This window comes from Bacilli bacterium, from assembly GCA_035326105.1.
Taxonomy (GTDB): Bacteria; Bacillota_I; Bacilli_A; order RFN20; family CAG-826; genus UBA7706.
This window is the reverse complement of sequence record DAOKYO010000002.1, coordinates 666332-691929: the sequence shown is the minus strand read 5'-3', so window position 1 is coordinate 691929 and position 25598 is coordinate 666332. Positions and strand designations below refer to the sequence as shown.

At 40.7% G+C, this 25598-nt stretch carries 19 protein-coding genes and 3 tRNA genes; 20 read left to right on the top strand and 2 right to left on the bottom strand.

Annotated features, from left to right (window positions below):
• Nucleotides 1-3: 3 nt before the first annotated feature.
• The 5 genes from PKC96_07800 to PKC96_07780 all read left to right on the top strand — a co-directional run bounded on the left by PKC96_07800 (nucleotide 4) and on the right by PKC96_07780 (nucleotide 7314).
• Nucleotides 4-4485, top strand: coding sequence for a PolC-type DNA polymerase III (locus tag PKC96_07800; protein ID HMM01204.1), 4482 nt, complete (start codon nucleotides 4-6; stop codon nucleotides 4483-4485).
• A gap of 37 nt (nucleotides 4486-4522) precedes the next feature.
• Nucleotides 4523-4599: transfer RNA gene (locus tag PKC96_07795), tRNA-Pro, on the top strand.
• A gap of 325 nt (nucleotides 4600-4924) precedes the next feature.
• Nucleotides 4925-5266, top strand: coding sequence for a helix-turn-helix transcriptional regulator (locus tag PKC96_07790; GenBank protein HMM01203.1), 342 nt, complete (start codon nucleotides 4925-4927; stop codon nucleotides 5264-5266).
• Complete coding sequence (locus PKC96_07785) at nucleotides 5263-6543, top strand: type II toxin-antitoxin system HipA family toxin (GenBank protein ID HMM01202.1); 1281 nt, start codon at nucleotides 5263-5265, stop codon at nucleotides 6541-6543. Before PKC96_07790 ends, PKC96_07785 begins: the two co-directional genes overlap by 4 nt.
• Nucleotides 6544-6930: 387 nt before the next feature.
• A complete protein-coding gene (locus tag PKC96_07780; GenBank protein HMM01201.1) occupies nucleotides 6931-7314 on the top strand; it encodes a VOC family protein in 384 nt (127 codons plus the stop codon).
• Nucleotides 7315-7348: 34 nt separating this feature from the next.
• On the opposite strand, the gene PKC96_07775 is transcribed toward PKC96_07780, so the two are convergent.
• On the bottom strand, nucleotides 7349-8191 hold the full coding sequence (locus PKC96_07775) for an HAD family hydrolase (GenBank protein ID HMM01200.1): 843 nt from the start codon (nucleotides 8189-8191) through the stop codon (nucleotides 7349-7351).
• 151 nt (nucleotides 8192-8342) lie between these two features.
• Here PKC96_07775 and PKC96_07770 point away from each other — a divergent pair, with 151 nt between their 5' ends.
• The 5 genes from PKC96_07770 to PKC96_07750 all read left to right on the top strand — a co-directional run bounded on the left by PKC96_07770 (nucleotide 8343) and on the right by PKC96_07750 (nucleotide 10426).
• Nucleotides 8343-8585 carry a hypothetical protein gene (locus PKC96_07770; protein ID HMM01199.1) on the top strand — a complete coding sequence of 81 codons (243 nt, stop codon included), beginning with the start codon at nucleotides 8343-8345 and terminating at the stop codon, nucleotides 8583-8585.
• Between the two features lie 47 nt (nucleotides 8586-8632).
• Nucleotides 8633-8708 (top strand) — tRNA-Arg (locus tag PKC96_07765).
• A gap of 292 nt (nucleotides 8709-9000) precedes the next feature.
• Nucleotides 9001-9699: a helix-turn-helix transcriptional regulator gene (locus tag PKC96_07760; protein ID HMM01198.1), complete on the top strand. Its 699-nt coding sequence runs from the start codon at nucleotides 9001-9003 to the stop codon at nucleotides 9697-9699.
• Between the two features lie 109 nt (nucleotides 9700-9808).
• Nucleotides 9809-9884, top strand: a tRNA-Ala gene (locus tag PKC96_07755).
• A 155-nt stretch (nucleotides 9885-10039) separates the two neighbouring features.
• Nucleotides 10040-10426 (top strand): restriction endonuclease, encoded by a 387-nt coding sequence (locus PKC96_07750; GenBank protein ID HMM01197.1) that lies wholly within the window; start codon nucleotides 10040-10042, stop codon nucleotides 10424-10426.
• 239 nt (nucleotides 10427-10665) lie between these two features.
• Here the strand turns inward: PKC96_07750 and PKC96_07745 are convergent, their stop codons facing one another.
• Nucleotides 10666-11637 (bottom strand): LacI family DNA-binding transcriptional regulator, encoded by a 972-nt coding sequence (locus PKC96_07745; GenBank protein ID HMM01196.1) that lies wholly within the window; start codon nucleotides 11635-11637, stop codon nucleotides 10666-10668.
• Between the two features lie 127 nt (nucleotides 11638-11764).
• Between PKC96_07745 and PKC96_07740 the strand changes: the two genes are divergently transcribed.
• From PKC96_07740 to PKC96_07695, 10 genes are read left to right on the top strand one after another with little or no spacing between them, the layout of a single operon-like run.
• Nucleotides 11765-12691, top strand: coding sequence for a sialate O-acetylesterase (locus PKC96_07740; GenBank protein HMM01195.1), 927 nt, complete (start codon nucleotides 11765-11767; stop codon nucleotides 12689-12691).
• A gap of 18 nt (nucleotides 12692-12709) precedes the next feature.
• A complete protein-coding gene (locus tag PKC96_07735) occupies nucleotides 12710-13882 on the top strand; it encodes a family 43 glycosylhydrolase (protein HMM01194.1) in 1173 nt (390 codons plus the stop codon).
• 2 nt (nucleotides 13883-13884) lie between these two features.
• Nucleotides 13885-15081 (top strand): family 43 glycosylhydrolase, encoded by a 1197-nt coding sequence (locus PKC96_07730; protein ID HMM01193.1) that lies wholly within the window; start codon nucleotides 13885-13887, stop codon nucleotides 15079-15081.
• Nucleotides 15082-15093: 12 nt separating this feature from the next.
• Nucleotides 15094-16593 carry an extracellular solute-binding protein gene (locus tag PKC96_07725; GenBank protein HMM01192.1) on the top strand — a complete coding sequence of 500 codons (1500 nt, stop codon included), beginning with the start codon at nucleotides 15094-15096 and terminating at the stop codon, nucleotides 16591-16593.
• Between the two features lie 14 nt (nucleotides 16594-16607).
• Nucleotides 16608-17576, top strand: coding sequence for a sugar ABC transporter permease (locus PKC96_07720; protein ID HMM01191.1), 969 nt, complete (start codon nucleotides 16608-16610; stop codon nucleotides 17574-17576).
• The gene (locus tag PKC96_07715) at nucleotides 17539-18432 is read left to right on the top strand and encodes a carbohydrate ABC transporter permease (protein HMM01190.1); all 894 of its coding nucleotides are present in this window, start codon (nucleotides 17539-17541) and stop codon (nucleotides 18430-18432) included. The genes PKC96_07720 and PKC96_07715 overlap by 38 nt, the downstream gene beginning before the upstream one ends.
• Before the next feature lie 60 nt (nucleotides 18433-18492).
• Nucleotides 18493-19827: an ATP-binding cassette domain-containing protein gene (locus PKC96_07710; protein ID HMM01189.1), complete on the top strand. Its 1335-nt coding sequence runs from the start codon at nucleotides 18493-18495 to the stop codon at nucleotides 19825-19827.
• 37 nt (nucleotides 19828-19864) lie between these two features.
• Nucleotides 19865-21682, top strand: coding sequence for an Ig-like domain-containing protein (locus PKC96_07705; protein ID HMM01188.1), 1818 nt, complete (start codon nucleotides 19865-19867; stop codon nucleotides 21680-21682).
• Nucleotides 21683-21727: 45 nt separating this feature from the next.
• Complete coding sequence (locus PKC96_07700) at nucleotides 21728-23356, top strand: Ig-like domain-containing protein (protein HMM01187.1); 1629 nt, start codon at nucleotides 21728-21730, stop codon at nucleotides 23354-23356.
• Between the two features lie 59 nt (nucleotides 23357-23415).
• The gene (locus tag PKC96_07695) at nucleotides 23416-25590 is read left to right on the top strand and encodes an alpha-galactosidase (protein HMM01186.1); all 2175 of its coding nucleotides are present in this window, start codon (nucleotides 23416-23418) and stop codon (nucleotides 25588-25590) included.
• Nucleotides 25591-25598: the final 8 nt, after the last annotated feature.

Below are 25598 nucleotides of genomic sequence, written 5' to 3'. Positions count from 1 at the left end.
GATATGGATAAAACCATGAATCGGTTTTTAAATTCCCTCGGTTTAGATTCGGCCGAAGGCTTTGAGGACTTGAATTTTTTGAAAATAAATAAAGAAGCGGATGATTCATGGGTTTTTGTCATTGAAAAAACGGAGCCCTGGGATTATCTTCCTCTTCAGATTTTTATAAAAGGGTTAGTTAATATAAAATATAACTATCAGTTGGTTTTCAAATATCAAAATGAACCGACGCTGGATGAAGCAATTCAGCTTTTCTATGAGTGGTACGCGAGTATTTACCACGCATCCTGCTCCTTTAAAGTGGACAAGAGTTTTGACGGCATGATTGAATTCGTTTTTAATTCGCCGGCGGAGGAAGAGAACTATCGCTCTATATTAAGCGATTTTAAATCATTCCTCGCTTTCGTAAATTATGATTTTCCGGTTTTTACGCGCCTTTCCCCTGCGGAAAGCGAAGCAACTATAGAAAGCGAATCTGGCCCTGCAGACGCAAATTCACCTGCAGGCGAAGATGAGGAGGAAAAACTGGAAATCGCCGTCGATAATGACGATGCCGTCTTTCCTTCTGATGACGAGGAACCATTAGAGGATAAGTTCACCAGCATCCATAAATTGATTGCCGAAGAGCATGAGGCGGAACAAGCCGAATCCGAAAAAATTCTGCTTGAAGAGGCCAAAGCAAACAAGAAACGGATGGAGGAAGATCGCCGCCACGCCAGAAGTTTTCATCGGGGCGATTACCGGGTGATGAATATCGGCGATTTTGATTCCAATTCGCAGAATGTTGATTTTTCAGCGCATGTTTTCTCAGTTGAAACCCGGCAGATACGCAGCGGAAAAATGATGGCGGTAATCGGTGTCAACGATACCTTGGGCAAAGCCATATATGTCCGTTGCTTTGAAAATAAAGCTTTACTGCCTTTAGATAAAATTATGAGTTTAAAAAAGGGAGACAATGTTCGTATCCGAGGCGCGGTTGACATAGATAAATTTGACGGCTCACTCTATGTAATGGGTCACTTCATAGATCTATTACCTCCCGAAGAACCGCGGGTGGACAATGCCTTAACCAAACGAGTTGAACTTCATCTTCATACCAAATTATCAGCGATGGATGGCGTAAGCACAATCGATGATTACTGCAAGGTCGCGCATGATATGGGACATACCGCTATTTCAATTACTGACCACGGTTGTGTTCAGGGTTTTCCGGATGCCCAGAAAGCGGCTAAAAAGTATGGCTTAAAAATGCTCTATGGCGCTGAACTATACATGATTGATACCAAACTTGATTACATTATGAATCCCGCTCCAATTGAATTGACCGCCGCCACCTATGTGGTTTTTGACTTTGAAACAACGGGTTTATCTCCCCGATATGATCGGGCAATCGAGTTTGGCGCGGTAAAAGTTGAAAAAGGAATGCTTACCAAGCGAATCGATATTCTCATTAATCCGGGAAGCGACCATGCCTTAAGCGATAAAATTTCCAAAATCACCAACATTAAAAATTCCGATCTAGTCGGTAAACCAACTTTTAAGGAAGTGGCCTTAAAAATCATGGACTTTATCGGTGACGCCATTTTAGTGAGCCATAACGCCCAATTTGATATTTCCTTTCTTAACAGTGAATTGGAGCGGATTGGCAAACCTAAAATCACGAATCCGGTCATTGATACCCTACCGCTGTCACGATATCTTTTCCCCGATGCCCGGGCTCACCGCTTAGGAGCGCTGGCTTCCCGTTTAGAAGTTGACTATGACACGGTTCGGGCTCACCGGGCGGATTATGATGCGGAAGTTTTAAATAATGTTTGGCAGGCGATGATTGCCAAATTAACGGCTAATGATCGCTCGTTAGCCCATGAGGATTTAGCCCATCTGGAAACAAGGCCGGAACTTTATAAGCATTTACGGCCGGTACATGTCATTGCTTTAGCGAAAGATGAAATCGGCATGAAGGATCTTTTCAAACTTATTTCGCTATCGAATATCGAATTTTTAGCCGAAGTTCCGAAGATCCCGCGCGAAGTTTTGATGCAATACCGTGAGCATCTTTTGCTGGGCTCGGCTTGTTTTAATGGCGAAGTGTTCGATATGTCACGAACACGGAACGAAGAGGACTTGAAAAAGGCGGTTTCCTTTTACGATTACATTGAAATTCAGCCGCCGGAAAATTATTCCTATCTAATACACATGGGGGAACTCGCAAGCAAAAACGATCTGTTTACCTATCTCCATGACATTATTAAAGCGGCCAAAGAGATGGGGAAGATGGTCGTGGCAACCGGCGATTGCCATTATGCTAATCCAAGCGATAAAATCTATCGCGATGTTTATATTATGGCCAAAGGTGTCGGTGGGGTGAATCATCCTTTGGCGCCATACGATCGGGAGCGGATTCCTCCGTTTGAAAACCCTGATCAGCATTATCGCTCGACGGAGGAGATGCTCACCGAGTTTACAACGGATAATTTCATTTCCGAAGAGGAAGCGATTCAATACGTTGTTACCAATAGCAATCTTATTGCGAACAGCATAAAGAGTTTAAAACCGATTAAAGACAAACTTTATACTCCGACTATCGAACACTCGGAAGAGATGCTAAAGGACATTTGCTATAAGACTGCCCATGAGTGGTATGGGGACCCACTTCCCGAAATTGTTGCCACTCGCCTCAGCGCGGAGTTAAATGGTATTATTTCGAATGGTTATTCGGTTATTTACTATATTGCACATAAGATTATTAAAAAGGCAAATGACGATGGATTCATGGTCGGCAGTCGTGGAAGCGTTGGCTCCTCCTTTGTGGCTACAATGGCGCATATTACTGAAGTTAATCCGTTACCGCCCCACTATCGTTGCCCCCATTGTCAGCACAGTGAATTTGACCCCCAAGAAGCCAAAGGTGTTTTTTCAGGTTATGATCTTCCAAAGAAAAATTGCCCCATTTGCGGCACAAAAATGATCGGCGATGGTCAAAATATTCCTTTTGCTACATTCTTGGGTTTCAACGCCGATAAAGTACCGGATATTGATTTAAATTTTCCGGGTGACTACCAGGCGCAAGCACACGAATATACAAAAGAACTCCTCGGTGCGGATAATGTCTTCAAAGCCGGAACTATTGAAACGGTTGCCGAGAAGACCGCATTTGGTTATGTAAGAGGCTTCTTTGAGCGAATTGGCCGGGATTTGAATTTGGTTCCCAAGGCGGAGATAGCTTTCCTTGCCGCGGGTTGTCAAGATGTAAAAAGAACTACCGGTCAACACCCGGGTGGTATCGTCGTTATTCCTAAGGAATATGAGGTTTATGACTTCACTCCCATCCAATATCCGGCGGATAATATGGATGCCAGTTGGAAGACAACGCACTTCGATTTTCACTCCATCCATGACAATGTTTTGAAACTGGATTTATTGGGCCATGTTGATCCGATGGCTTTAAAAATGATGGGGGATTTAACCGGAATCAATCCGATTGATATCCCGATGAATGATTCAAAAACATTATCGATTTTTTCTTCGCCTGAAGCTTTAAATTTGCATAGCAATTATTTGCAGGTTAGCAACGGAGCTTTGGCCATACCCGAGTTTGGGACAAATTTCGTACGGGGGCTTTTAGACGCCACCAAACCCAAGACCTTTGCCGACTTATTAATTATTTCGGGTTTGTCGCACGGAACGGATGTCTGGGCCGGAAATGCGGAAAAACTTATCGCCGATGGTATCTGCGATCTGCGGGGAGTCATCGGCTGTCGGGATGATATTATGATGTATTTATCGTCAATGGGAGTGGAACCTTTGCTGGCTTTTAAAATTATGGAAGATGTTCGAAAAGGACGTAAAGTCAGCGCCGAGTATGAAAAAGTCATGAAGGAGCACAATGTTCCTCAATACTATATTGATTCTTGCAACAAGATTAAGTACATGTTCCCTAAAGCCCACGCGACGGCTTACGTGATGATGGCCATTCGGGTTGGATGGTACAAGGTTTACCGGCCACTCGAGTTTTATGCCACCTTCTTTACGGTCCGTAGCAAGCAATATGATTTACAGGCGATGATTGACGGCGAAAGTGCCATCATTTCTCGTTTAAAAGAATTTCAAGAACGGAAGGCAGGAAAAGGTGAGCCACTTTCTCCTAAAGAAGGCGAAATTGAAAAAACCTTAACCATCGCCTTAGAAATGGTTGAACGCGGATACCGGTGTGAGAATATCAGCCTATATGATTCTTTGGCCACCTCATTTAAAGTAAATCATGAACATAAGTCAATTATTCCTCCGTTTATTACGATTGACGGACTCGGGGAGGCGGCGGCGGAAACGGTTATTAGTGAAAGAGTGAAAAAACCGTTTTTATCGATAGAAGATTTAGTCAGTCGAACAAAACTCAACAGTCAAAACATTGAACGATTGAAAGAACTTGGCGTTTTAAGCGAATTACCGGAATCAAATCAAATTAATCTCTTTGATTTTTGCTAATGATTGATTATAATAAGTAAGCGTAATTTCCGCTTATCGGGACGTAGCACAGCTTGGTAGTGCGCTTGGTTCGGGACCAAGAGGTCGTGGGTTCGAATCCCATCGTTCCGACCATGTAAATATGAACTGACTCCAAAAAGTTAAAGATTATGGATAATTCTGATTTCCAATCTTAAACCAAGGAGTCTTTTTTATATGATGTTGGCATCCGAAGCTTGATTAAAGTTCTTTTAAGTTTGAAAGATTTTACTTTGAGTAAACACACAAAGTATCGGGCATGCTTAAGGAAGCCAAAAAGTGATGTCCATAGAACGGATCTATATTTAATTCCGGTTATTATATATTGCAATAAATTGCATAATAAGTTGATTTATTTGATATAAAAAGTAATATATTGCACATTACAATATAAAATTATATAATATCTCTAGGTGATAAAATGAAAATAAATGGATTTGAAACGAATGAAGTAATAATTGCAGAAATAGGCAAGAGGGTAAAAAGACGAAGAATAGCATTTTCCATGACGCAAAAAGAGTTAGCCTATGAGGCGGATATCTCTTTGAGGACTCTAAGCGGCTTTGAAAATGGGGAAAACATCTCTTTATCCAATCTGATATCAATCTTAAGAGTTTTAAGGCTTCTTCAAGAAATAAATCAATTGATTCCCGAAAATGAAGTCAGTCCAATTGATATTCTTAAATTAAGTCATAACCGAAAAAGAGTCAGTACCGTCAATAGAAAATCTAAATCCGCATGGAAGTGGGGAGATGAAGAATGATAACGGTGGCTGAGGTAAGACTATGGGGCAAAAGAGTCGGTGCCGTCTCGATAACTGAAGACTCACCCTATGCATATTTTCAATATGATGATGATTTTCTTAATAGCCATATACAACTATCGCCTATTGTTATGCCATTATCGAACATTGTTTTCCAATTCAGCGGCTTACCGTTGGATACTTTTAAAGGATTGCCGGGACTATTATCCGATTCATTGCCGGACAGATATGGAACTAAAATAATTGATGCCTGGTTGGATGCGCAGGGAAGATCAAGACAATCATTTACCGTTGTGGAAAGACTATGCTATGTAGGCACTAGAGGTATGGGAGCTTTAGAGTATTATCCCGCGAAACATAAAGAATACAACCGGGTGGAAGAGATAGAACTAAATGATTTAGTTAATTTAAGCAATGAAATAATCAATCAAAAAGCCAAGATAAAAGTTGATGAAAAAGCCGGCTTTGAGGAAATAATAAAAGTAGGAACTTCAGCCGGGGGAGCCAGGGCTAAAGCAATTATCGCTTATAACGAAAAAACCGGAATAATTAAGTCGGGTCAAATTGATGCAGGAGAAGGATTTACTTATTGGATAATAAAATTAGATGGCGTAAATCAAGGTGATGAAACGGCATTTACGCGTAGAGAGTATGCCTATTACTTGATGGCCAAAGAAGCTAAAATCGAAATGACGGAATCGCGATTATTAGAAAAAGATGGCTATTATCACTTTATGACCAGAAGATTCGATCGATATCTAAATTCAAAAAACAAAATGGAAAAACTGCATATGCAAACATTGGGAGCTCTAACGCATATAGACTACAACCAGCCGGGAAGTATGAGTTATGAAGAAACAGCGAATATAATGTATCGATTAGGAATTCAACCAAGTGCCAATAAGCAGCTTTTTAGGAGAATGGTTTTTAACGTGATGTCAAGAAATCATGACGACCATGTTAAAAATATATCTTTTTTAATGGACAAAGCGGGTAAATGGTCACTAGCACCAGCATATGATATTACTTATTCATATAATCCTGACGGGCAATGGACAAACAAACATCAAATGACTATCAATGCTAAAAGAGAAAATATAACGATAATAGATTTGCTTCAAGCGGCACAAAATATGAAGATAAAATCAGAGGATGCCCTTGCTATTATAAACGAAGTTAGAAGTGCTTTATTAAAATGGGAATCCTTTGCTAAAAAAGCTTTTCTAAAACAAACAGAAATCGATTTTATTAGAAACCAATTTATATTTTATAAATAGCAATATAATGCTTAATAAAGCAATATATCTAATATAATAAGCAATATAATACTTGTTATCTATAAGATAAAATAATGAAAAAATATGCTACAAATATGATTCGTGTTAGTAAAATCGCCGGCTTCGTGCTCAAGTTTTTTTACCTTGGCAGAGACTAAATCTATAATGGGATTACTTTTTATTCCTTTGGCCGGCGTTTTTGATGTCCCTAAATCTAATAATATCTTCTTCATTTTATTAATTATTATTGCTTTGCCATATATGGGTGGAAAACAAGTTTTAAACTAATACTATCTAAAAAAGCACCCAACGATTATTTCTTCATAAAATAAAGCGTTTGATAATTAATATGCTATATTATGAATAAATATGAAAGGATATGAATTAATGGGTGAAATTGAGTTTGATGCGGTTATTTTAGAGTGTAAGAGTCCAAAAACACTGAGTCGGTTTTATGCCGCTTTGCTGGATTACAAGCCCCGATATAACGAGGGTGAAGAATGGAGAGATATTATCTCTGGCGATGGAGTGATAAAACTGGCATTTCAATATAATGAAGACTATATTCCTCCTGTCTGGCCTGATCAAAAGGGAAAACCGCAGATGATGATGCATCTTGATTTTAAAGTTAAAAATCAAGATGCACTCAAACTGGCAGTTACTAAGGCATTATCACTGGGTGCTAAACTTACGGTTGAGCAATTTGGTGGCGATGATTGGGTAACCCTTCTCGATCCGGAGGGTCATCCGTTCTGTTTTGTTATTTGGTGATGACTAATAAAAAATGGTTCGCTATGAACCATTTTTATTTAGTAGACAACAAGTGATCAATCAATTCCTTGATGCCCCCTTCATTAACTGAAGGGACAATAATGTTGGCAACTTTTTTAACCGAAGAATCAGCGTTTTCGGGAGCCACCTTAAAGTAGGCGATATCAAACATCGGTAAATCGGCGACACCATCGCCGATGCACATCGCCCGTTCCAGGCAAATATTATTTTCTTCAGCAACTTCATATAGGGCGCGTCCTTTATTGACAAAGGGCGAAAGTAGTTCAAGAAAGTAAGGCTTTGATATAATAGAACCAAATTCCGGATAATTCTCACCGACATATGATTCAAGTTGTTGAATAGTCTCGGGTTTGGCTAGGAAAAGAAGTTTGATTATTGACTGAGAAGATAGTTCAAAGATATTACTAATTGGCTTGGCCTTTCCCTGGACGATTTCCTGCTCATTTATAACATATATATTATTCGGAGTTAACGTCAACCAGTCAGTACTCGTATAGATAATGAGTCCCACATCGGGATGATTGTAGGTCAACTCCGCCGCGACTTTTAATGCCAAAGCATTAGGCAGTACGGCTTCATGGAGTACATTCCCGTTTTGTTCAACGACGAGGGCTCCGTTAAGGGAAATCAGAGGAGTCGTGAGCTCAAGCTTTTCGCTGATTGGCCTTATCGCTCCGGGATAGCGACCACTGATAAGATAAAAGCGAACGTGATTTTTTATTTCTTTGAGGCGGTCAATTACCTCTAAAGGAATAACACCGTTTCCATCAGCAATCGTTCCATCAATGTCGCAAAAAATAGCGTCAATAGAAGATAAATTAACTGATTTTAAGGAACACGGTTTTCGAATTTTCATTTATATTACCATCCACACTTATTTTTATTATATAGAAAAATATTCGCATTCCAACAATAAAAATTATATTTTGACACATATTTAGACAAAGCGTTATAAATGACAAAAAATATTACTTTACTTTATATTTAGGATAGGAGGAAATAACAATATGGATTACTCAGTTTATGTCGGCAAGGAATTGTCGCAGGATGTCATTGATAATATTTATGATCATATACTTGAAGATGGAGCGGAAAGAATTATAAATGTGGTCGGACGGGATAAGTTTCATGAGGATACATTTCTCGATAATATGCTGCATGCTCTTTATCGTTATGAAAAAGCCCATTTTGATTTGGCCCTTACTTATGATGAATGGCGTGCAAACAATGGTGGTTGTTACAAAAAATAATTTGTCGTGGCATAAAGTGCTATTACGCGCTAGAATATTATCGCTAAGCGCCGATAGCTCAGCGGATAGAGCGACCGCCTCCTAAGCGGTAGGCCGAAGGTTCAATTCCCTCTCGGCGCGCCAATTTGAACGCTAAAAAGTGGCAGTACAAAACCACTTTTTTTCTTTTAAAAAACCCAGATTCTCTTTTAAAATCCTTATTTCAATAGAGTTGGTCAAGAAACAATTTATAAAAATATAAAAAAATAAGAGGCTTTTTATGACAATGCCTATTTCTTCATTTATACTATCAGTAAGTTAAATCAAGCCTATTTTTATTATTTGCAACCATAAGTTGCGGAAATTTCTAACTAAAGTTGGTAGTGCAACCGCCCTAAAACCATTTATTATGAACCTAGATAGAGGAGGCAAGATTATGAATATCGAGATTGCCAATCGCTTAGTAGACTTAAGAAAGAAAAATAACTTATCGCAGGAAGAATTAGCGGCTAAACTCGGCCTTTCCCGGCAAGCAGTAAGCAAATGGGAAAGAGCCGAAGCCTCTCCGGATACGGATAATTTAATTTGTCTAGCAAAAATATATGGAGTCTCACTCGATGAATTATTGAAAACTGATGCTAGTGAAGAAGAAATCGCCCAGGATGTTCGTACTCATCAGGAAGATAAAAGCGATGATGACAATACTGATGAAGAGGAGTCTTCAAGTGCATATGCTTATGCAAGTGTGGGTGGCAAAAGCAAAATGGTTCATGTCGATACATCGGGTAAATCGCTAAAAAGACGTTTGCGTTTTGGCAAAACATTTGCCATCATATCCTCAATCAATGTATTTGTAATTACCATTGCTTACATTGTTCTTGGATTCTTTTTGCCTCATGGAGAAGGCTGGCGCGTTTATTGGACATTATTTATTTTAATTCCAGTAATCGAGTCACTATTGAGCGCGATTAAAATGAAGAATGCCTCACATTTTGCCTACCCGGTTTTAATTGCATTCATCTATCTATTTATCGGTGTTAAATGGGATATTTGGCATCCAACCTGGGCGTTATTTATCACAATACCGATTTATTATTCGGTTGTCGGAATTGCTAGAACTTATAGCATAGATTAAGCCAATAGAAATATTGGCTTTTTCTTTTATTTAACGCGATTTTTAATTGACAAAAAACCATGTTTTGCATATCATAGTAAAGCAAACTTGTTTTGCAAAGAACCATTTTGGGGCTGTAGCTCATCTGGGAGAGCGCTTCCATGGCATGGAAGAGGTAGCGGGTTCGATCCCCGTCAGCTCCACCAAATTTATTCAAAGTTTCACTACGCTTGTTGCAGTATTATTAATCGACAGATGCGTGGCGTTAAAATAACGATTCGTAATTGCTGAAATAGATGACTTCGGTCATCTTTTTTTGTATTTACTTTATTCTTTCGAGCCATTTGCAAATAATGTGGTAATGGGTTTAGATGATTGTGTTGTTGATATTGAAACGACAAGACCATATAAAGATGGTGGCTATGATGGTATCGGTCAGTATCAATTATTTAAATCTTCCGAAAACAAAGTTCTTGTTGATTTCTTTATTCAAGCAAAATGCTATGCAGTTGATTCTGGGTTAGGCGTGCATGACACTTCTAGAGTTATATCAAGAATAAAAGATACGCAATTCGGGATTATTGTTACTACTTCATATATTGGTGAGGCTGCATTTAAAGAAATACTAGAAGATGGACATCCAATTGTAATGATAACTGGCAAAACAATAATTGATTATTTTAAGAAAGAACTGGAAATTTTTGATTCTGCCAAATTATTGGGATGGTTGAAGAAAAAGTATAATTGATTTAACATCAAGAATATTACTTTCAAGTCGCGGTTGTAGAATATCTTGTTGCCTATGATTGCATAGGAAATGCATGAGAAAGACTCTATTGAAAGCGCGATGATTAAATCATGTCATTGCTTGCAAAATACATCTTTAAGTTAATAATTGCGATTTAACCATTTAGAAAAAGTTAAAAATAGATTTTAATAACAATCAATAATTTTTGCATAAATTAAAAACGAAAAACTATTATTTTTTTAGTTTTCAAAAACAATTGAAGTCGGAAAAACTTTATTGATATTTATCTGTTCATTTCGCGACTTATTTGCATAGGAAATAATTTCGTCAACTGTAAATTCGATAATTTCCTCGTAATCAGCGGAAACACTATTGATCTTTTCGATAATTTGATAGTACTTATTTAAATTATCATAGCCAAAAATCATAATTTTTTCGTGATAATTAATTGTTTTTAAAGCTCGTTTAAGAATAATGGCAAGATAGTCACTAAAGCAGAAAACAAAGTCGTACTTATTAAGTTTTATCGTAGCCAATGAACTCTTGATAATCTCATCATCGCTTACGCCGGAAAAAGGGATAATATTAACGTTCTTCTTGTGATGGGCCAGAACATCGCTAAAACCACTATACCGGCGATAGCTGGTTTCACTAAAGGAATTGGTTAGGAAAAGACCTTTTTTGTAATTGTTTTTCACAAAGTACTCTCCAACCTGTTTCCCTCCTTCATAGTCATCGGTATAGATAGAATTAATCTGGGGACTGGGGCTATTGATTCCGACAAGAAAGAAAGGCAAATTCCGTTTCATCGTAAAGTCTGCCACCTCGTCAGTTGGTTCCACGAAAGAAAGAATAGAGATACATTTATTATTTAATATTTCATAAATGTCATCTAAGGCAACCAAGTGTTTATTGGTAAAAAAGAAATTCGCCTGGTAACCTTTAGCGTTAATTTTTTTAATCGCGATATCGCAGAGCGCGGCAAAGTACGGATTACGAAAATCATTGATTACAACCGCGATTGTCTTCGTGGTTCCACGCTTTAAAGACAATGCTAATCTATTAGGAACGTAGCCCAATTCGGCGGCTAATTTTTTAACCGCTTCTTTGGTTGGTTCACTGATATCTTCTGCATCGTTAAGTGCTTTTGATACTGCCGTGACGGATAAGCCGAGTTGCCGAGCTAAATCTTTTAATGAAACATTTGTCATATTGCCTTTATTTTAGCAAATAAATATTAAATAGATATAATTTCTTCAAAAGATTGAAAAAAGTTGCAAAAAAGCGCTTTACTTTAACGTTAAAGCGGTTTATTCTAAAAATGTAAAAGGACCGATCATGAAAACAAGAAAGCACGCTATTTTGGGAATACTATTGCTATTGGTGACCGCTTGTAGCAATAATTCACCCGCTACAACCAGCACGGAAAGCAGTGAATCTATGAGCAATAATTTAAATAAGGTTCAAGTCGTCATTTTAGCCGGACAATCCAATATGGAGGGTCAATCTTGGATTCGTTTTTTATCAAGACATTTTGGGGAAGACGTTGTTCAGCAATACATCAGCGGCTTTGATGGAGTTTTAATTAATTACGATAGCAATCGACATAGCAATCATTCCGGAGGCGAATTTGTTAAGACCAAAGTTGGTCAAGGAACCACAACCGAGCAATTTGGGCCGGAAGTCGGATTGGCGGAGCATTTAAACGGGTTAGCGCTTAATGACGGACCGGTCTATCTCGTGAAGTATGCCGTAGGCGCGACCTCACTGTATAACAACTGGGCTTCGCCTAGTTCCGGAAGAACAGGCGATTGCTACGCCGGCTTAGTAAGCCATGTCAATGCCAGTTTAACTAAACTTGAAAATCTAGATCTCTATCCAGAGATTAAGGCAATTTGCTTTATGCAAGGTGAGGACGACTCCAATAGCTCGCAAGCGGAAAATTATGGCGCAAATCTTCGTCATTTTATTAGTGATTTACGATCGGAATTTGGCTATTATGCTTCTAGCAAGGGAATTGGATTTATTGATGCAGGTATTAGTAATTCGTCAGCGTGGGCTCAATATCAAACAATTAATGCCCAAAAGCAAGAAGTTGCTAATGAAGACGAGAATAACGTTTATGTCGATACCATCGCCAACAAACTTGAATTTATGAATGAACCGACGATTGGTGGCGATATCTATCATTTCGATAGTGCAAGTGAAATAAAATTGGGGCACCTATTTGCTAGCGCATTACTAGATAGCGACTTTGTTCGATAACAAAAATAAGGAGCCATTATGAAATCTTTAAGTAAAATTCTCAGCACACTTTTACTAACTAATTTGCTTATCGGTTGTTCAACACCGACAGGCAGTTCGTCTTCAAGCAGCGAACCATCAAGCGATAGTGAAATAGTCAGCACAAACAATTTTTATGAGAATCCAATTTACCCTCTTTATAATGGTCAAAAAAAGGAAACCTATCTAGCCGATCCATATGTAATCCGAGATGAAAATACGCTTATGTATTATATGTATACCACGCAGTCGGATGTTTTTATCGATGGAACTATAGGGTCGGTTTTTAAACGCGGGCCAATTTATGAAAGCATCGATTTGGTTAATTGGACTTACAAAGCGGATTCGTTTGCCGACTACACACCGAATTGGGGAACAAGCGGAGCTGGAGTTTGGGCTCCGACCGTGGCGAAAATCGGAAATTACTACAACCTATACTATAGTTTATCAACCGGTGGCGATGGCAACCCCGGAATTGGCGTTGCCCGCAGCGAAACTCCTTATGGCCCCTTTACCCATTATGGAAAATTGTTTAACAGCGAAGAAATCGGCGTTACCAACTCGATTGACCCTCATGTGTTAGTTGACGATGGCAAAGTCTATATGGTGTTTGGCAGCTACGGAGGACTTATCTCACTTATAGAATTAACAAGCGATGGACTGGGGCTTCAAAATGGCGTCGAATATCAAAAAGAAAACAAAGTTGCTCTTGCTGGATACGAATTGTTTGAAATGAATAATTACGAAGCTTCATTGATTCTTAAGTACAATGGTTACTATTATTTATTTCTTTCCACGGGTACTTGCTGTAGCGGAGTCAATTCCACCTATAACGTTGTCATAGCAAAAAGTGACAAAATATCAGGACCATACCTTGATTCCAAAGGAAGAAATATGTTTGGCCCGAAAAGGGGAGATACAGTTGTAGCTCCCTCGATACAAGGCGCCATGGGAGTTGGACACAATGGTATCGCTATGGATGATGCCGGTGATTACTGGATGATATACCACGGATATGATACGCAGGGAACAAAACCAGATTGGCGGGTTACTTACCTTGATAAGTTATATATTGATCCGGTCACGGAGATGTTTTACGTCAAAAATCGCCGGGCGAGCAATGAGGAATTGCTCCCGGGACCATTCATCAATCAGCTTGAAGGAGTGAATTAGATATGAAAAAAAACGCTCTTTTACCTTGGACGCTGCTAAGTGTCTTAGTTCTGACCAGCTGTGGACTCGCCTCTTCTTCCCAAAGTGAATCGCAAAGCGAATCAAATACAACTTCGACAACCAGTGGCATCTCAACCAGTATCGATGAGAATATCTACAGCCGGACCCTCTATCAAAATCCTTTAAAAACTATCGATGAAAATGGAAATGAGTATTTTGTGGCGATCGCTGATCCAGATGTCATATATGGTGAAGACGGATATTGGTATTTATATCCAACCAATACTCCAGTCCACGACAACCAGGGCGATCAGTTCTTTGACTTAGGACCGATATTTCAATCCAAGGACTTAATTACTTGGAAATGGGTCGGAAGCGTATTTCGGGATTATCCCGAAGCCACCAATTGGGGAAGTGCCGGCGCCGGTGTTTGGGCTCCGAGTGTCATCAAAGTCAATAACACATACAATTATTTCTATTCTTTGTCGACATGGGGAGATGACAACCCGGGGATTGGGGTTGCGACATCGCCAACTCCCTATGGGCCGTGGACCCATCATGGACGTGTTTTAGATAGCGTCAGTTCCGGGGTTAAAAATTCTATCGATCCGCAGGCGATATATGATGGCGATGAGTTATATCTGCTATGGGGAAGTTTTTTTGGGATAGCGGCAATCCGTTTAACCGATGATGGCATTGAACCATTCTATGGCGCGGACTATAAGGATAATATCCGTTGGCTCATCGAAGATAATACGACCGGATCAATGGACATCAATATTAACTATGAAGGCAGTTATGTCTTTAAATACAACGGAAAATACTACTATACCGGTTCACAGGGCACCTGCTGCAGCGGCTCAAGCAGTACGTATCGAGTGAAAGTAGGCGTGAGCGATTCCCTATTTGGACCGTACAAAGCAAGCGGTGGCGAAGAATTGAGCAAGGAACCCTATGGTGACTTGGTAATTGGTCCCAGCGATGAAGTGGCAGGAACCGGGCACCATACAATCATTCAAGATTTTGCCGGGCAATACTGGATTATCTATCATGGCTTTGACATTAACGGCACGAATCCAAATGAAAGAATCCTTTTTATCGATCAACTGAAGTTCGATGAGAAAACCGGAATGCCATATGTTGAAAACTATACGGCTTCATATAAGACGAATAAATTAGGCCCAGTATTTTTAAAATAAATGGAGGATTTTATGAAAAAATCAAAGAGACTATTCACTGCCTTTTCACTTATCACACTCGCACTTACCAGTTGTGGAAATAACGGCAATTCTGCCCCGAGTCTTCCTTCTTCGCTTGACGACGGCGATATCGTCCGCGACGAACAAGGCAATATAGTATATGACAACGTTGATTTAACAATGTGGTCAGTTACGACAGGTGATGATGCTAAAACGCAAGATGATATTATCGCCGGTTTTAATGACATGTATTCCGGAATGATAAATGTCGAAACAAGGCATATTTCTCGTTATGATTTGGAAACTTTATTGCAATCGACAATGGAGTTTGATCGGACCAATGCCCCAGATATCCTTTTTACCCACGGAGCTCGCGCGGCGGAGTATGAAGATCGTGGCTGGTTGCAACCGCTCAATCCATATTATGAGAAGGCCGGTCTCGTATTGGATTTTGATGATTTTTCCGCGTCGTTAATTGATGCCACAACCGTGGACAACTACGTTTATGGATTACCGATTGATGTTCATTCGGCGATTTTGGAAATCCGCAGCGATATCTTGGAAAAAAACAATCTTCCCCTTCCGACAAATTTCTCGGAACTGATAAACGTTTCCCTTTCGGCGATAGAGTTGGCCAGTCAAGGCAATCTTTGGATTCGCGGCGAAAATCCCAATAATGTCCCGGCGGAAACTTGGCGCAAGGCCAGCAGTCAAAGTCAGTATTATCCCTTCCCATTCTCTTATGGAGATATGTGGGTACATGAGTTTCTAGGTTATACCGCAGCCGCTCAAAACGGCGGTAAAATCGTCGATGAAAATGGTCTTCCGGCTTGGGATGACGAAGGAACAATCACCGGTCTTACGATGCTAAAAAATCTTCTTTTCCCTTCAGAAACCGGAGCCAATAATTATGCCTTATCAAAAGCCTACGGCAGCGATTATGACGTGGGCGATGCTCCCTTCCGCAACGGAGAAGCTATATTCAAACTCAATGGTCCATGGGTATATGAAAATGACATGACGACCTTTGATCGCGACTTAAAAAATGACGGAGGTTCAATAAACATAACCACGCGAAATCTCGGAAATCTCTTTGCCGTTGATCCCAGCAATGACAGCGCCGGAGTTATCAAAGGAGAGGGGCATGCAATTATGCTTCTTGAGCAGGTAAGCAGTATGACAAAGAAAACGGCGGCGATGATATTTGCTGATTACATGGCTAATTATTCAGGTATTGAATGGGCCAAAAGGGGACATATCCCCGCATTACAGTCGGTTGCCGCCAGCAGTGAATATACCTCTGATCCGGCCTATGAACAATATATCAAATACTGGGGAACCAGCACTGACTATATTGTCGTCCCGGCAACCAAAAACTATTCCTACATTGATTCTTACTTCAAACAAGGCTTACAACAGGTTCTCTCCTCGCAATTTGTCGATACAAGTGTTGATTCGATTATTGATTCCATGTATCAAGACTGCGTCGATTACATTCAACTATATTCATAAGTAAAGGTTTCAAAATGAAAAGAAATGCAAGCATGATGTCTATCGCTCACGAAAGAAGAAAGCAATCGTTAAAGAAAGGGCTTGGAATAAGCGTCTTCCTCGGACCCTATCTTATCAGTTTCCTGATGTTTTTCCTTTTTCCTTTCATCTTTGGCATCATTATTTCTCTTTCTAAATTTGATGGAACCTCCTTCATGCCGTCAGGCTTTAATGGCCTCAATAACTTCATTATGCTTTTTACCAATCGGGTTCTGGTGAAAGATTTCTGGGGGAGCGTATGGACGACGATCAAGTTTGCCCTCATCATCGTTCCGTTGAGCATTGTGATTCCTTTTGGACTGGCGATGCTGATAAAAATTCATCCGCCCGGGTATAAGTTCTTCCGCGCGGCCATCTATGTACCCGGAATATTTCCGCTGACAGCGACGGGGCTTATCCTGCTAAAAATGTTCAGTTTTCAAAATGGTTTTATTAACAATTTCTTTAATATTTCGGTCGACTGGTTTGGAGAAACCAATCTCGCTTGGTTTATGGTTGGACTGTTCTGTATTTGGGGAGGCATCGGAGGAAATTTCATTATCCTTAATGCTGGTTTAGAGAACATCGACAATTCACTATATGAAGCCAGTCAAGTAGACGGAAGCAATAAGTGGCAACAATTCCGCTACATTACTCTTCCCGGGGTTCGCTATCAATTGCTTTTAACTTTGTTTACGACCTTCATCGGCTATATGAACCTTTACGGGCAACTCTTTATTCTGGCAAGCAACACCCCAGATCAGAATGCCATGAAAAGTGCAATCTATCGTATTCAGGATTTGTTGATGGGAAGCAGTCGTTCGTTTGGCTACGCCTCGGCGATGGGAATATGCCTAGGAGCGATTATCGGCTTTATCGCCGTTTTGCAGATGATAATGACCAAAGATCGGAAAGGAGGCAATAAGCATGCTAAAGCGTACTTGGATTGGCAGAAACAAAAGTAAGATTTTTGCCTTTGTCATCCTTCTTCTTGTCAGTGTGATCGCCCTTCTACCAATTTTATGGGGCGTGGTGGGAAGTTTTCGTCATTACAGCGATTTTAATCTCTATCCGGAGAAATTCTTCCCCTCAAATTGGAGTGCTTTTACGCTTGATGGCTATAAGGAGTTGTTCTCAAAAACGGAATATGTTCCTTCCAATGCCAACGAGTGGTTTCCAATCTGGAATTGGATTCTCAATTCGTTTGTGGTTAGTATCGGCGGTACACTTATCTACCTAGTTATTGCTTCATTTGCCGCCTACGCGTTTGTTTTTCTGGATTTCAAATACAGCAATCGCCTCTTTCACATTCTCCTTTTATCGATGACGATTCCAGGCATTGTGACGATGACCCCGCAGCTGATAAACATGAATTTGCTGGGGGCATATAAATCGCTTTTGGGATTGATTATTCCTTCATTTGGAGGCATTTATGGGGTTTTTCTTATCCGTCAGTTCTTTCTTGGGATTCCCAAAGATCTTGTGGAAAATGCCAAAATGGACGGAGCCAGCAATTTTCAAATATATCGTAAAGTGGTTCTTCCTTTGGGAAAGAGCGTCATGTATGTTCAGGGTTTATTTGGCTTTATGAATGCCTGGAACGATGTCCAATGGGCTCAGCTTATTATCGGCAATGCCCCCCGTTCAACTTGGACGCTGGCTTATGGGCTTAAGGTTATCAGCGATAACAGTGAGAGTTACCAAGCTATTACACTTGCGCTGGCAAGCGCAGTTATCGCGATGATTCCCATCTTTATTGTTTATCTAATTGCCCAGTCAAAAATAATCGAAGGCGTCGCTTTTACAGGCGTAAAGAGGTAAGAAATTATGAACCAAAGCAAAGATTTAAATTATCCATTGATCAGTGATAATGATAGTTTTATGGAACTGATTGATGTCGAAAAAGTATATCCTAACGGTGTTCAGGCGGTTTATAACTTTAACCTTGAAATTAAGCAAAACGACTTTGTGGCCTTGGTCGGTCCATCCGGCTGTGGCAAATCAACAACGCTAAGAATGATTGCCGGTCTAGAAGAGGTGTCGGCCGGGGCGCTTTATATAAAAAGAAAATTTAGCAATTACACGCCATCAAAAGATAGAAATATCGCAATGGTCTTCCAAAGTTACGCCCTTTATCCTCAACTCACGGTATTTGACAATATTGCCTTTGGATTAAGAATTCTTAAAGTTCCCAAGAAAGAGATTGAGGATCGGGTATTTGCGGCGGCTTCAATCCTTGACTTAGGAAAGTATCTTGATCGGCGACCAAAAGAATTGAGCGGCGGCCAAATGCAACGGGTGGCTTTGGGACGAGCGATAGTTCGCAAAGCGGATATTTTCCTTATGGATGAACCTTTGAGCAATCTTGATGCCAAACTCCGTTTGCAAATGCGCGCGGAAATAGTCCGTATTCATAAAGAGGCGCATGCGACAACCGTTTATGTTACTCATGATCAAACGGAAGCAATGACCATGGCCAATAAGATTGTAGTTATGAATAAGGGTTTTATTCAGCAGATTGATGCTCCGATGACAATCTATAATCACCCGAGCAATCTGTTCGTGGCCAATTTTATCGGAGCACCGGCGATGAACGTTATCGATACAACCTATTTTAACGGGCAATTAAAATTCAAAGATCAATGCACAATTCAATTAAGTGATGAAGTTAACGCGCAGATAAGGGCCTTCTTTATTCATCAAATTGACGAACTTAAACAAGTGATGCAAGACGAAAAGAGTATCGCCACTTTCCTCAGCCAATTAGATTCAAGACTTATAAAAGAAAATGAAAACCAGATAAATAAAGCGCCTAAAAAAGAAGATTTTATCCATAGAATTATTAATAAATTTAAGAAGACGGAAATTTCTAATTACGATTTTGATCGGGGCGATATAAAAGAAAAATTGCAAGATCTGCTCGCTACTTATCAGAATGCCCTTAAGCACCCATATGCTTTAAAATTTGGCATTCGGCCCGAGGACATAAAACTCGTTGATAACGATGAGAAACCCGCGTTTACAATTAAAACCAAAACAACGTTTGTTGAACCATTAGGATCGGAGTATATCGTCCATACCGAATGGAATGAAAGTGATCTTATCATCAAATTGGATGTGACGAGCGTTGTTGATAACGATCAAGAAGTCGTCTTGAAGTTGAACTTAGATAAGATTCATCTATTTGATCCCAATGATGGAAAGGCCATCTTCTAATCATTAGAAAATAACAAATTCCAAAGGAGGAAAAATCATGCGAATTGTTAAAAAGTTACAGGCTGTAGTCGTTGGTTTAGTAGCAATTCTTGCTGTCGCTGGTTGCAGCGGAAACGGAAGTTCCAATACGCTGGGGAACTCGGATAGTTCCATCACATCAACCAGTCCTTATTCATTACAAATCACCGTTATCGGCAGTAGTGAGATTAGCGTTTCTAAAACGGTGCAATTAAGAAGCACGGTTACGGGAACAACTCAGAAAGATGTCACTTGGAGTAGCGATGATGCGAGTATCGCTATAGTCAGTGATCGGGGACTCGTAACCGGAATTAAAGAAGGAAAGACAAATATTACCGCGACACTGTTAGATCCCAGCGTCAAAGCGACTATTGAAATAATTGTCGATGCCGCCGCCGCGCCAACCGCCATTACGATTGGCGGTGCCGTTTCGGGACTCGCTTGGATTGACGAGGATGTGAACCTTTCGGTAAGTGCCACCCCGACTGAAGCCAGCGCTCTAGTGACTTGGGAATCTTCAAATGAGGAGATTGCCACGGTCAGTCAAGAAGGGGCGGTTCATTTTCTTACACCGGGCAATGTCGTAATTATGGCCACCAGCACGGCCGATAACAGTGTCTCTGACTACTTGGAATTTGAAGTTAAATACGGAACTTTCTATAGCAACAAGGGAAGTTCCAATTGGGATATATCGCATCAAAGTGATGCCAGCAATGCCAAAATAACCCTTCCTACAGAAGGCAGTTCAGGCTATAACGCACTATATTTCAATCACTTTAAGGGTCAGCGCTTTTATGCCGAAGGCTTTTTCAAAACCGGCGATTTAACCGCGGATGCTTGGGCATGGCAAGGCATCGGCGTGGGGACAGGTCTTAGCGACAGTGACAGCCGTTTCTTTACCTTCTCGCCGTTTGCTCCGGGACAGGGAAATAATCACAACAAGACGATTGTTCGGGATTGGCCCACAACTTGGGGTGAACTCACGGACCGTTCACAGGTATGGGGCGAGAATGGACTTAATCAATTGGATAGCAAAGATGGCATTAAGATTGCGATGATCCGCGATTATAACGTCTATTACTACCTTATTAACGACAAACTTTTCTGGGTAGATGAAACCACAAAATATGCCGATACGGATACCTATCCGCTTTTCATCGGTTTTGATATTCCGGTCACGGTTACCAACTATGAATTAATCAGTGATGATTCGCAAATCGACTCCATTTTAGCGGGAAGTGCTTTTGATAAATCGTTCTTTACCACGGGGGACGTAACCTACATCGATGATAGTGATTTCACCTTTAATAGCACGACGACATTAAGCAAAGATCACAAAATTAGAAGTTTGGGCGACAAGACCAAACTATATGGCAATTTCGAAGTTTCCTTCGATGTCGACAGTATGACTTTCAATGGCGAAAAGGAATCTATTTTCCGCGGATTGAGCGTGAACTTTGTCCGCTATAACCAGGCGAATGTCAACGAATCGGTTCTGATTGGGCGAAGCGGACTTCAAGGCGGCAGCGATATTAAATCGCGGTATATGAGTTGGGACTACCAGAAGAGCATGGAAGATCCAACCTCAGTCATTAAGGATAATGAAACCACGAGTTCCGTGGCTTCGGGATCATCTATGATCCACGTCAAAATTCAACGTGTAGTCGATGAGGAATTTGCCGAATTTAAGGTCTATGTCAACGAGCAATTGGTGAGTTATGACTATAACAGTAATAAAACCGGCGTCTACTATACCGGAGCCTATCTACTTTGGGTAGGCGGGGAATATAGCGGCAGCCACGTAACTAACTTTGTCTACAATAATTTGGGAAATTAATCCAAACAAAAACGTTTGGTTAATGTAAAAAGATAAGGAGGAAAAATGAAAAAAACGAAGCTTTTTACAAATTTGTTTTCACTGTCGATGGTCTCATTGCTTTTGGCCGCTTGCGGCGGTCAAACGGGCAGCACGTCAAGCGAAGGTCTGACAAGTGAAAATCCGACGACAAGTGAAACCTCGGTTACAAGTGAAGAACCGACATCCACTTCCGTCAGTGAGTCTAGTTCGGAAGATTTAACGACGATTACGGTTACCAATACGGAAGAAGGGGCATGGGTAGGGGATACCCTCCAAATCACCTATGAGTCCAACAAGGCCCTTGGTGATCAGGATTTGTCTTTTGCCAGCAGTGATGAAGAAGTTGCGACTATCAGTGAATCGGGTTTAATAACCTTCTTAAAAGCGGGAAACGTTACTATTTCGGTAACGCTTAAGACGGATATAGCCGTCAGTGATAATTTTAGTTTGGCCGTTAAAGATGAAATGATAGATCAAGCCTATGGTTTTGGGAATCTCGATTTCACAAATATTCGGGCGGAGAATCCCAGTGTTGCGACCACGAAAACGAATGCTGACTGGCCATATGTCGAAGGCGTATTTAAAAATGTCTATGGTCAGAAGTACTATGCTTCAGCGACTTTTGCCATTACCGAAGTAAACTATGGTTGGACGTGGAATCGCGTGGCTATTGGCCATCGGGATCGGCCGGCGGTTGAAGGCGATCACGTTTGGCGGGGATACAACCTGTCCTATGGTGATTCCTCCGGTAATCAGAAAAAATCGGTGATGATGGAGACTCCCAACAATTGGGGAGAAACAACCGATCGTTCCCAAGTATGGGGACTCAATGGTTTGGCTCAATTATCATTCGGAGTTGATGCCGACAGCGTTAAATTGTCGACGATTCGCGACGGAAATGAATATTTCTACTTTGTTAACGATAAACTTGCTTGGCAAGAAAGATATGATCGACGGTTTTTGGATGTCGACACGATGCCGACGTTCGTTGTCGGCGATATGCATGCGACAATCAGTGACTTTGCGGTTGAAACCGACAGTGAAGCTATCGACGCAATGCTAAGCGGCGCCGAAGCCGGCCGTTTGCTATATCCGACTTATGCCAGTAATGTAAGCGTTGATGATGCCGCCAAAACGATAACTTTTGCTAACGCCGCGGCGAGTTGGCCATGGAATAACATTAAGGATAATGCGGCAAAATCGCTGGGTGATGCTTTTTCCCTTCCGGCAGCTGATGCTTCAGTATCATTTGATTTTGCCATCGCCAATTATGTTGATCCCGATAGTGCGGCTTTGACATTGACTCTCAATCAATGGGGAACCAACAGCGCGCAAAATGGGCCGAGTGAGGCGGTAACCTTTATGTTTGGCAAGGATAGCGCGGGTCTTACCGTGTGGAATAGCAACGGCGATTTACCGGTTACTCCTAATATGTCACTAGCCTATCCAACGGCTTTGCAAGCGACAAATTCGGTGACGATTACTAGGACGATTGTAGATGGAAACACCTATTTCACCTTAGAAATCAACGGGGAAACGGTTGACTTAAATTCCTGGTATTTTGGTGGATATGCCCTACCCTATACGATGTCGTTTGGTTCACGTCAGGTTAATGCCACTGTCAGTAACTATCAAGTGTCAATTTTAGATTAAAAAAACGAATTGGTCGCTAGGGGAATCACCCCTAGCGACATCAAAGAAATACGGTAATTATGATAAATTTTGATCCTCAACGCAAAATATTTTGTCTTCAAAATCGCTATTTGTCCTATTGGTTTTATATAAACGAGGCCAATATTCTTCAGCACCTTTTTTTAGGGAATCCGCTTGATGATATCAGCCTATCAGCATTTACGAATTTGGATACGGATTGGTCGCGAACATTTCTCGATAAGAATAGCAATCAGGAAAATAGTTATAAGGATGCTTTTTACGATGGGAAATCAATGCTTGAAATTCCAAGTTTTGGTTATGCGGACAAACGGGGAGCGAGTTTTATAATAGAGGACAGCGATGGGAGTATAGCGACCGATTTTCGTTATGTAAGCCACCGCATTTATCAGGGGAAGCCCCGTCTTAAACAAATGCCTTGCTTTCGCGACGAAGAAAATGTCCAAACGCTCGAGATTACACTGCAAGATTTAAAACGGAACATTACTTTATTGACCTCATACACAATTTATGAAGACTATTCTTTGATTCTTCGTAATAACCAAATAATTAATAACGAAGAACAATCAATTGTCATTAGGCGCGCCTACTCGCTAAATCTCGATTTGCCTTCAAAAGACTATTCACTCATCCATTTTCCCGGCGACTGGTGCAACGAAAGACGGGAAGTAGAAGAAGAAATAAATTATGGCTTTAAGCGACTATATTCAAATTTGGGCCGCAGTAGTCATGAAGAAAATCCCTTTGTATTTATCAAAGGAAAAGATGCGGGCGAATACCATGGGACTTGCTATGCTTTTTCCTTTGTTTATAGTGGCAATTTTGCCATCGATATTAATGTTGATAAGTTAAAGATGACGCGCGTTCAGGTCGGTATAAATGATGAACAGTTCGCCTGGAATTTAGCCGGCGGAAAATCATTTGTGACCCCGGAAGGGCTGATTGTTTATTCAAATAAGGGACTGAACGGCTTAACCCAAACAATTCATAATGTGACCCGCGAAAAGCTTATCAACAAGCATTTTGTCAACGCGGTTCGCCCGATTATGCTCAACAGTTGGGAAGGTTGCTATATGGATTTTGATACCGATAAAATCCTTCGCTATATTGACGATGCAGCCGGTATGGGCGCGGAATTGTTTGTTTTAGACGATGGATGGTTCGGCCAACGCAAGGATGACAGTACGAGCCTTGGTGATTGGACGGTTAATACACAAAAGGTCGATTTGAAGCGCGTTATCGGTCACTGCCACTCAATTGGTCTTAAGTTTGGACTATGGTTTGAGCCGGAGATGATAAACCCTCAAAGTGAATTGTTTCGTCTTCATCCGGAATTTGCCTTGGGAGATCCAAAGACAAATCGATCCTTATCTCGTCACCAGTTAGTTCTCGACACCGCGAACAAAACGGCGGTTGATAATGTTTATTCACAGATAATATCCATTCTCGATAACTACGATATTGACTATGTCAAATGGGATCATAACCGCAATGTGGCTGATTCCTTTAGTTTGGCAGTGGCAAACGATCGACAAGGAGAAGTTTATCACCGACTGATGCTGGGAAGCTATGATTTAATAAACCGCATCGTTACCCGTTATCCGCATATCTTATTTGAAAGTTGCGCTTCCGGCGGGGGGCGATTTGATTTAGGAATGCTCTATTATATGCCGCAAGTTTGGACCAGTGATGAAATGGATCCTTTGCAGCGTTTATTTATCCAATATTCCACCGCCCGTTTATACCCCTTATCGACGATGGGAGCGCATGTTGGTAAACATGATACCGCCGGTTATTCAACCAAAGCAAAAATTAGTAGTCTGGGCATCTTCGGCTACGAATTTGACCCCAAAACCCTCAGCGCAGAGCAAAAAAAAGCCGTTTTTGAAATTGCCTCCATTTATAAGCGTAACCGAAATCTAATATATTCAGGCGATGTCTATCATCTATTAACTCCTTATAAACAGAACTATATGAGCCTTCTAGTCGTCAGCAAGGATAAGAAACGCGGATTATGTCTTTTTAGTAATTTGAAGAAAGAAAACATTGAGTACCGTTTCTTGAAATTAAGAGGCCTTGATCCCCAAAAATGGTATTTTAATTCCTTTGATCAGCAGACTTATTTAGGAAGTTACTATATGGAGGTTGGCATCAATCTTTGCAAAGGACTGACTTTTCTAGAAACATATTTAATTGAAATAACGATAAAAGAATGAGGTAGATA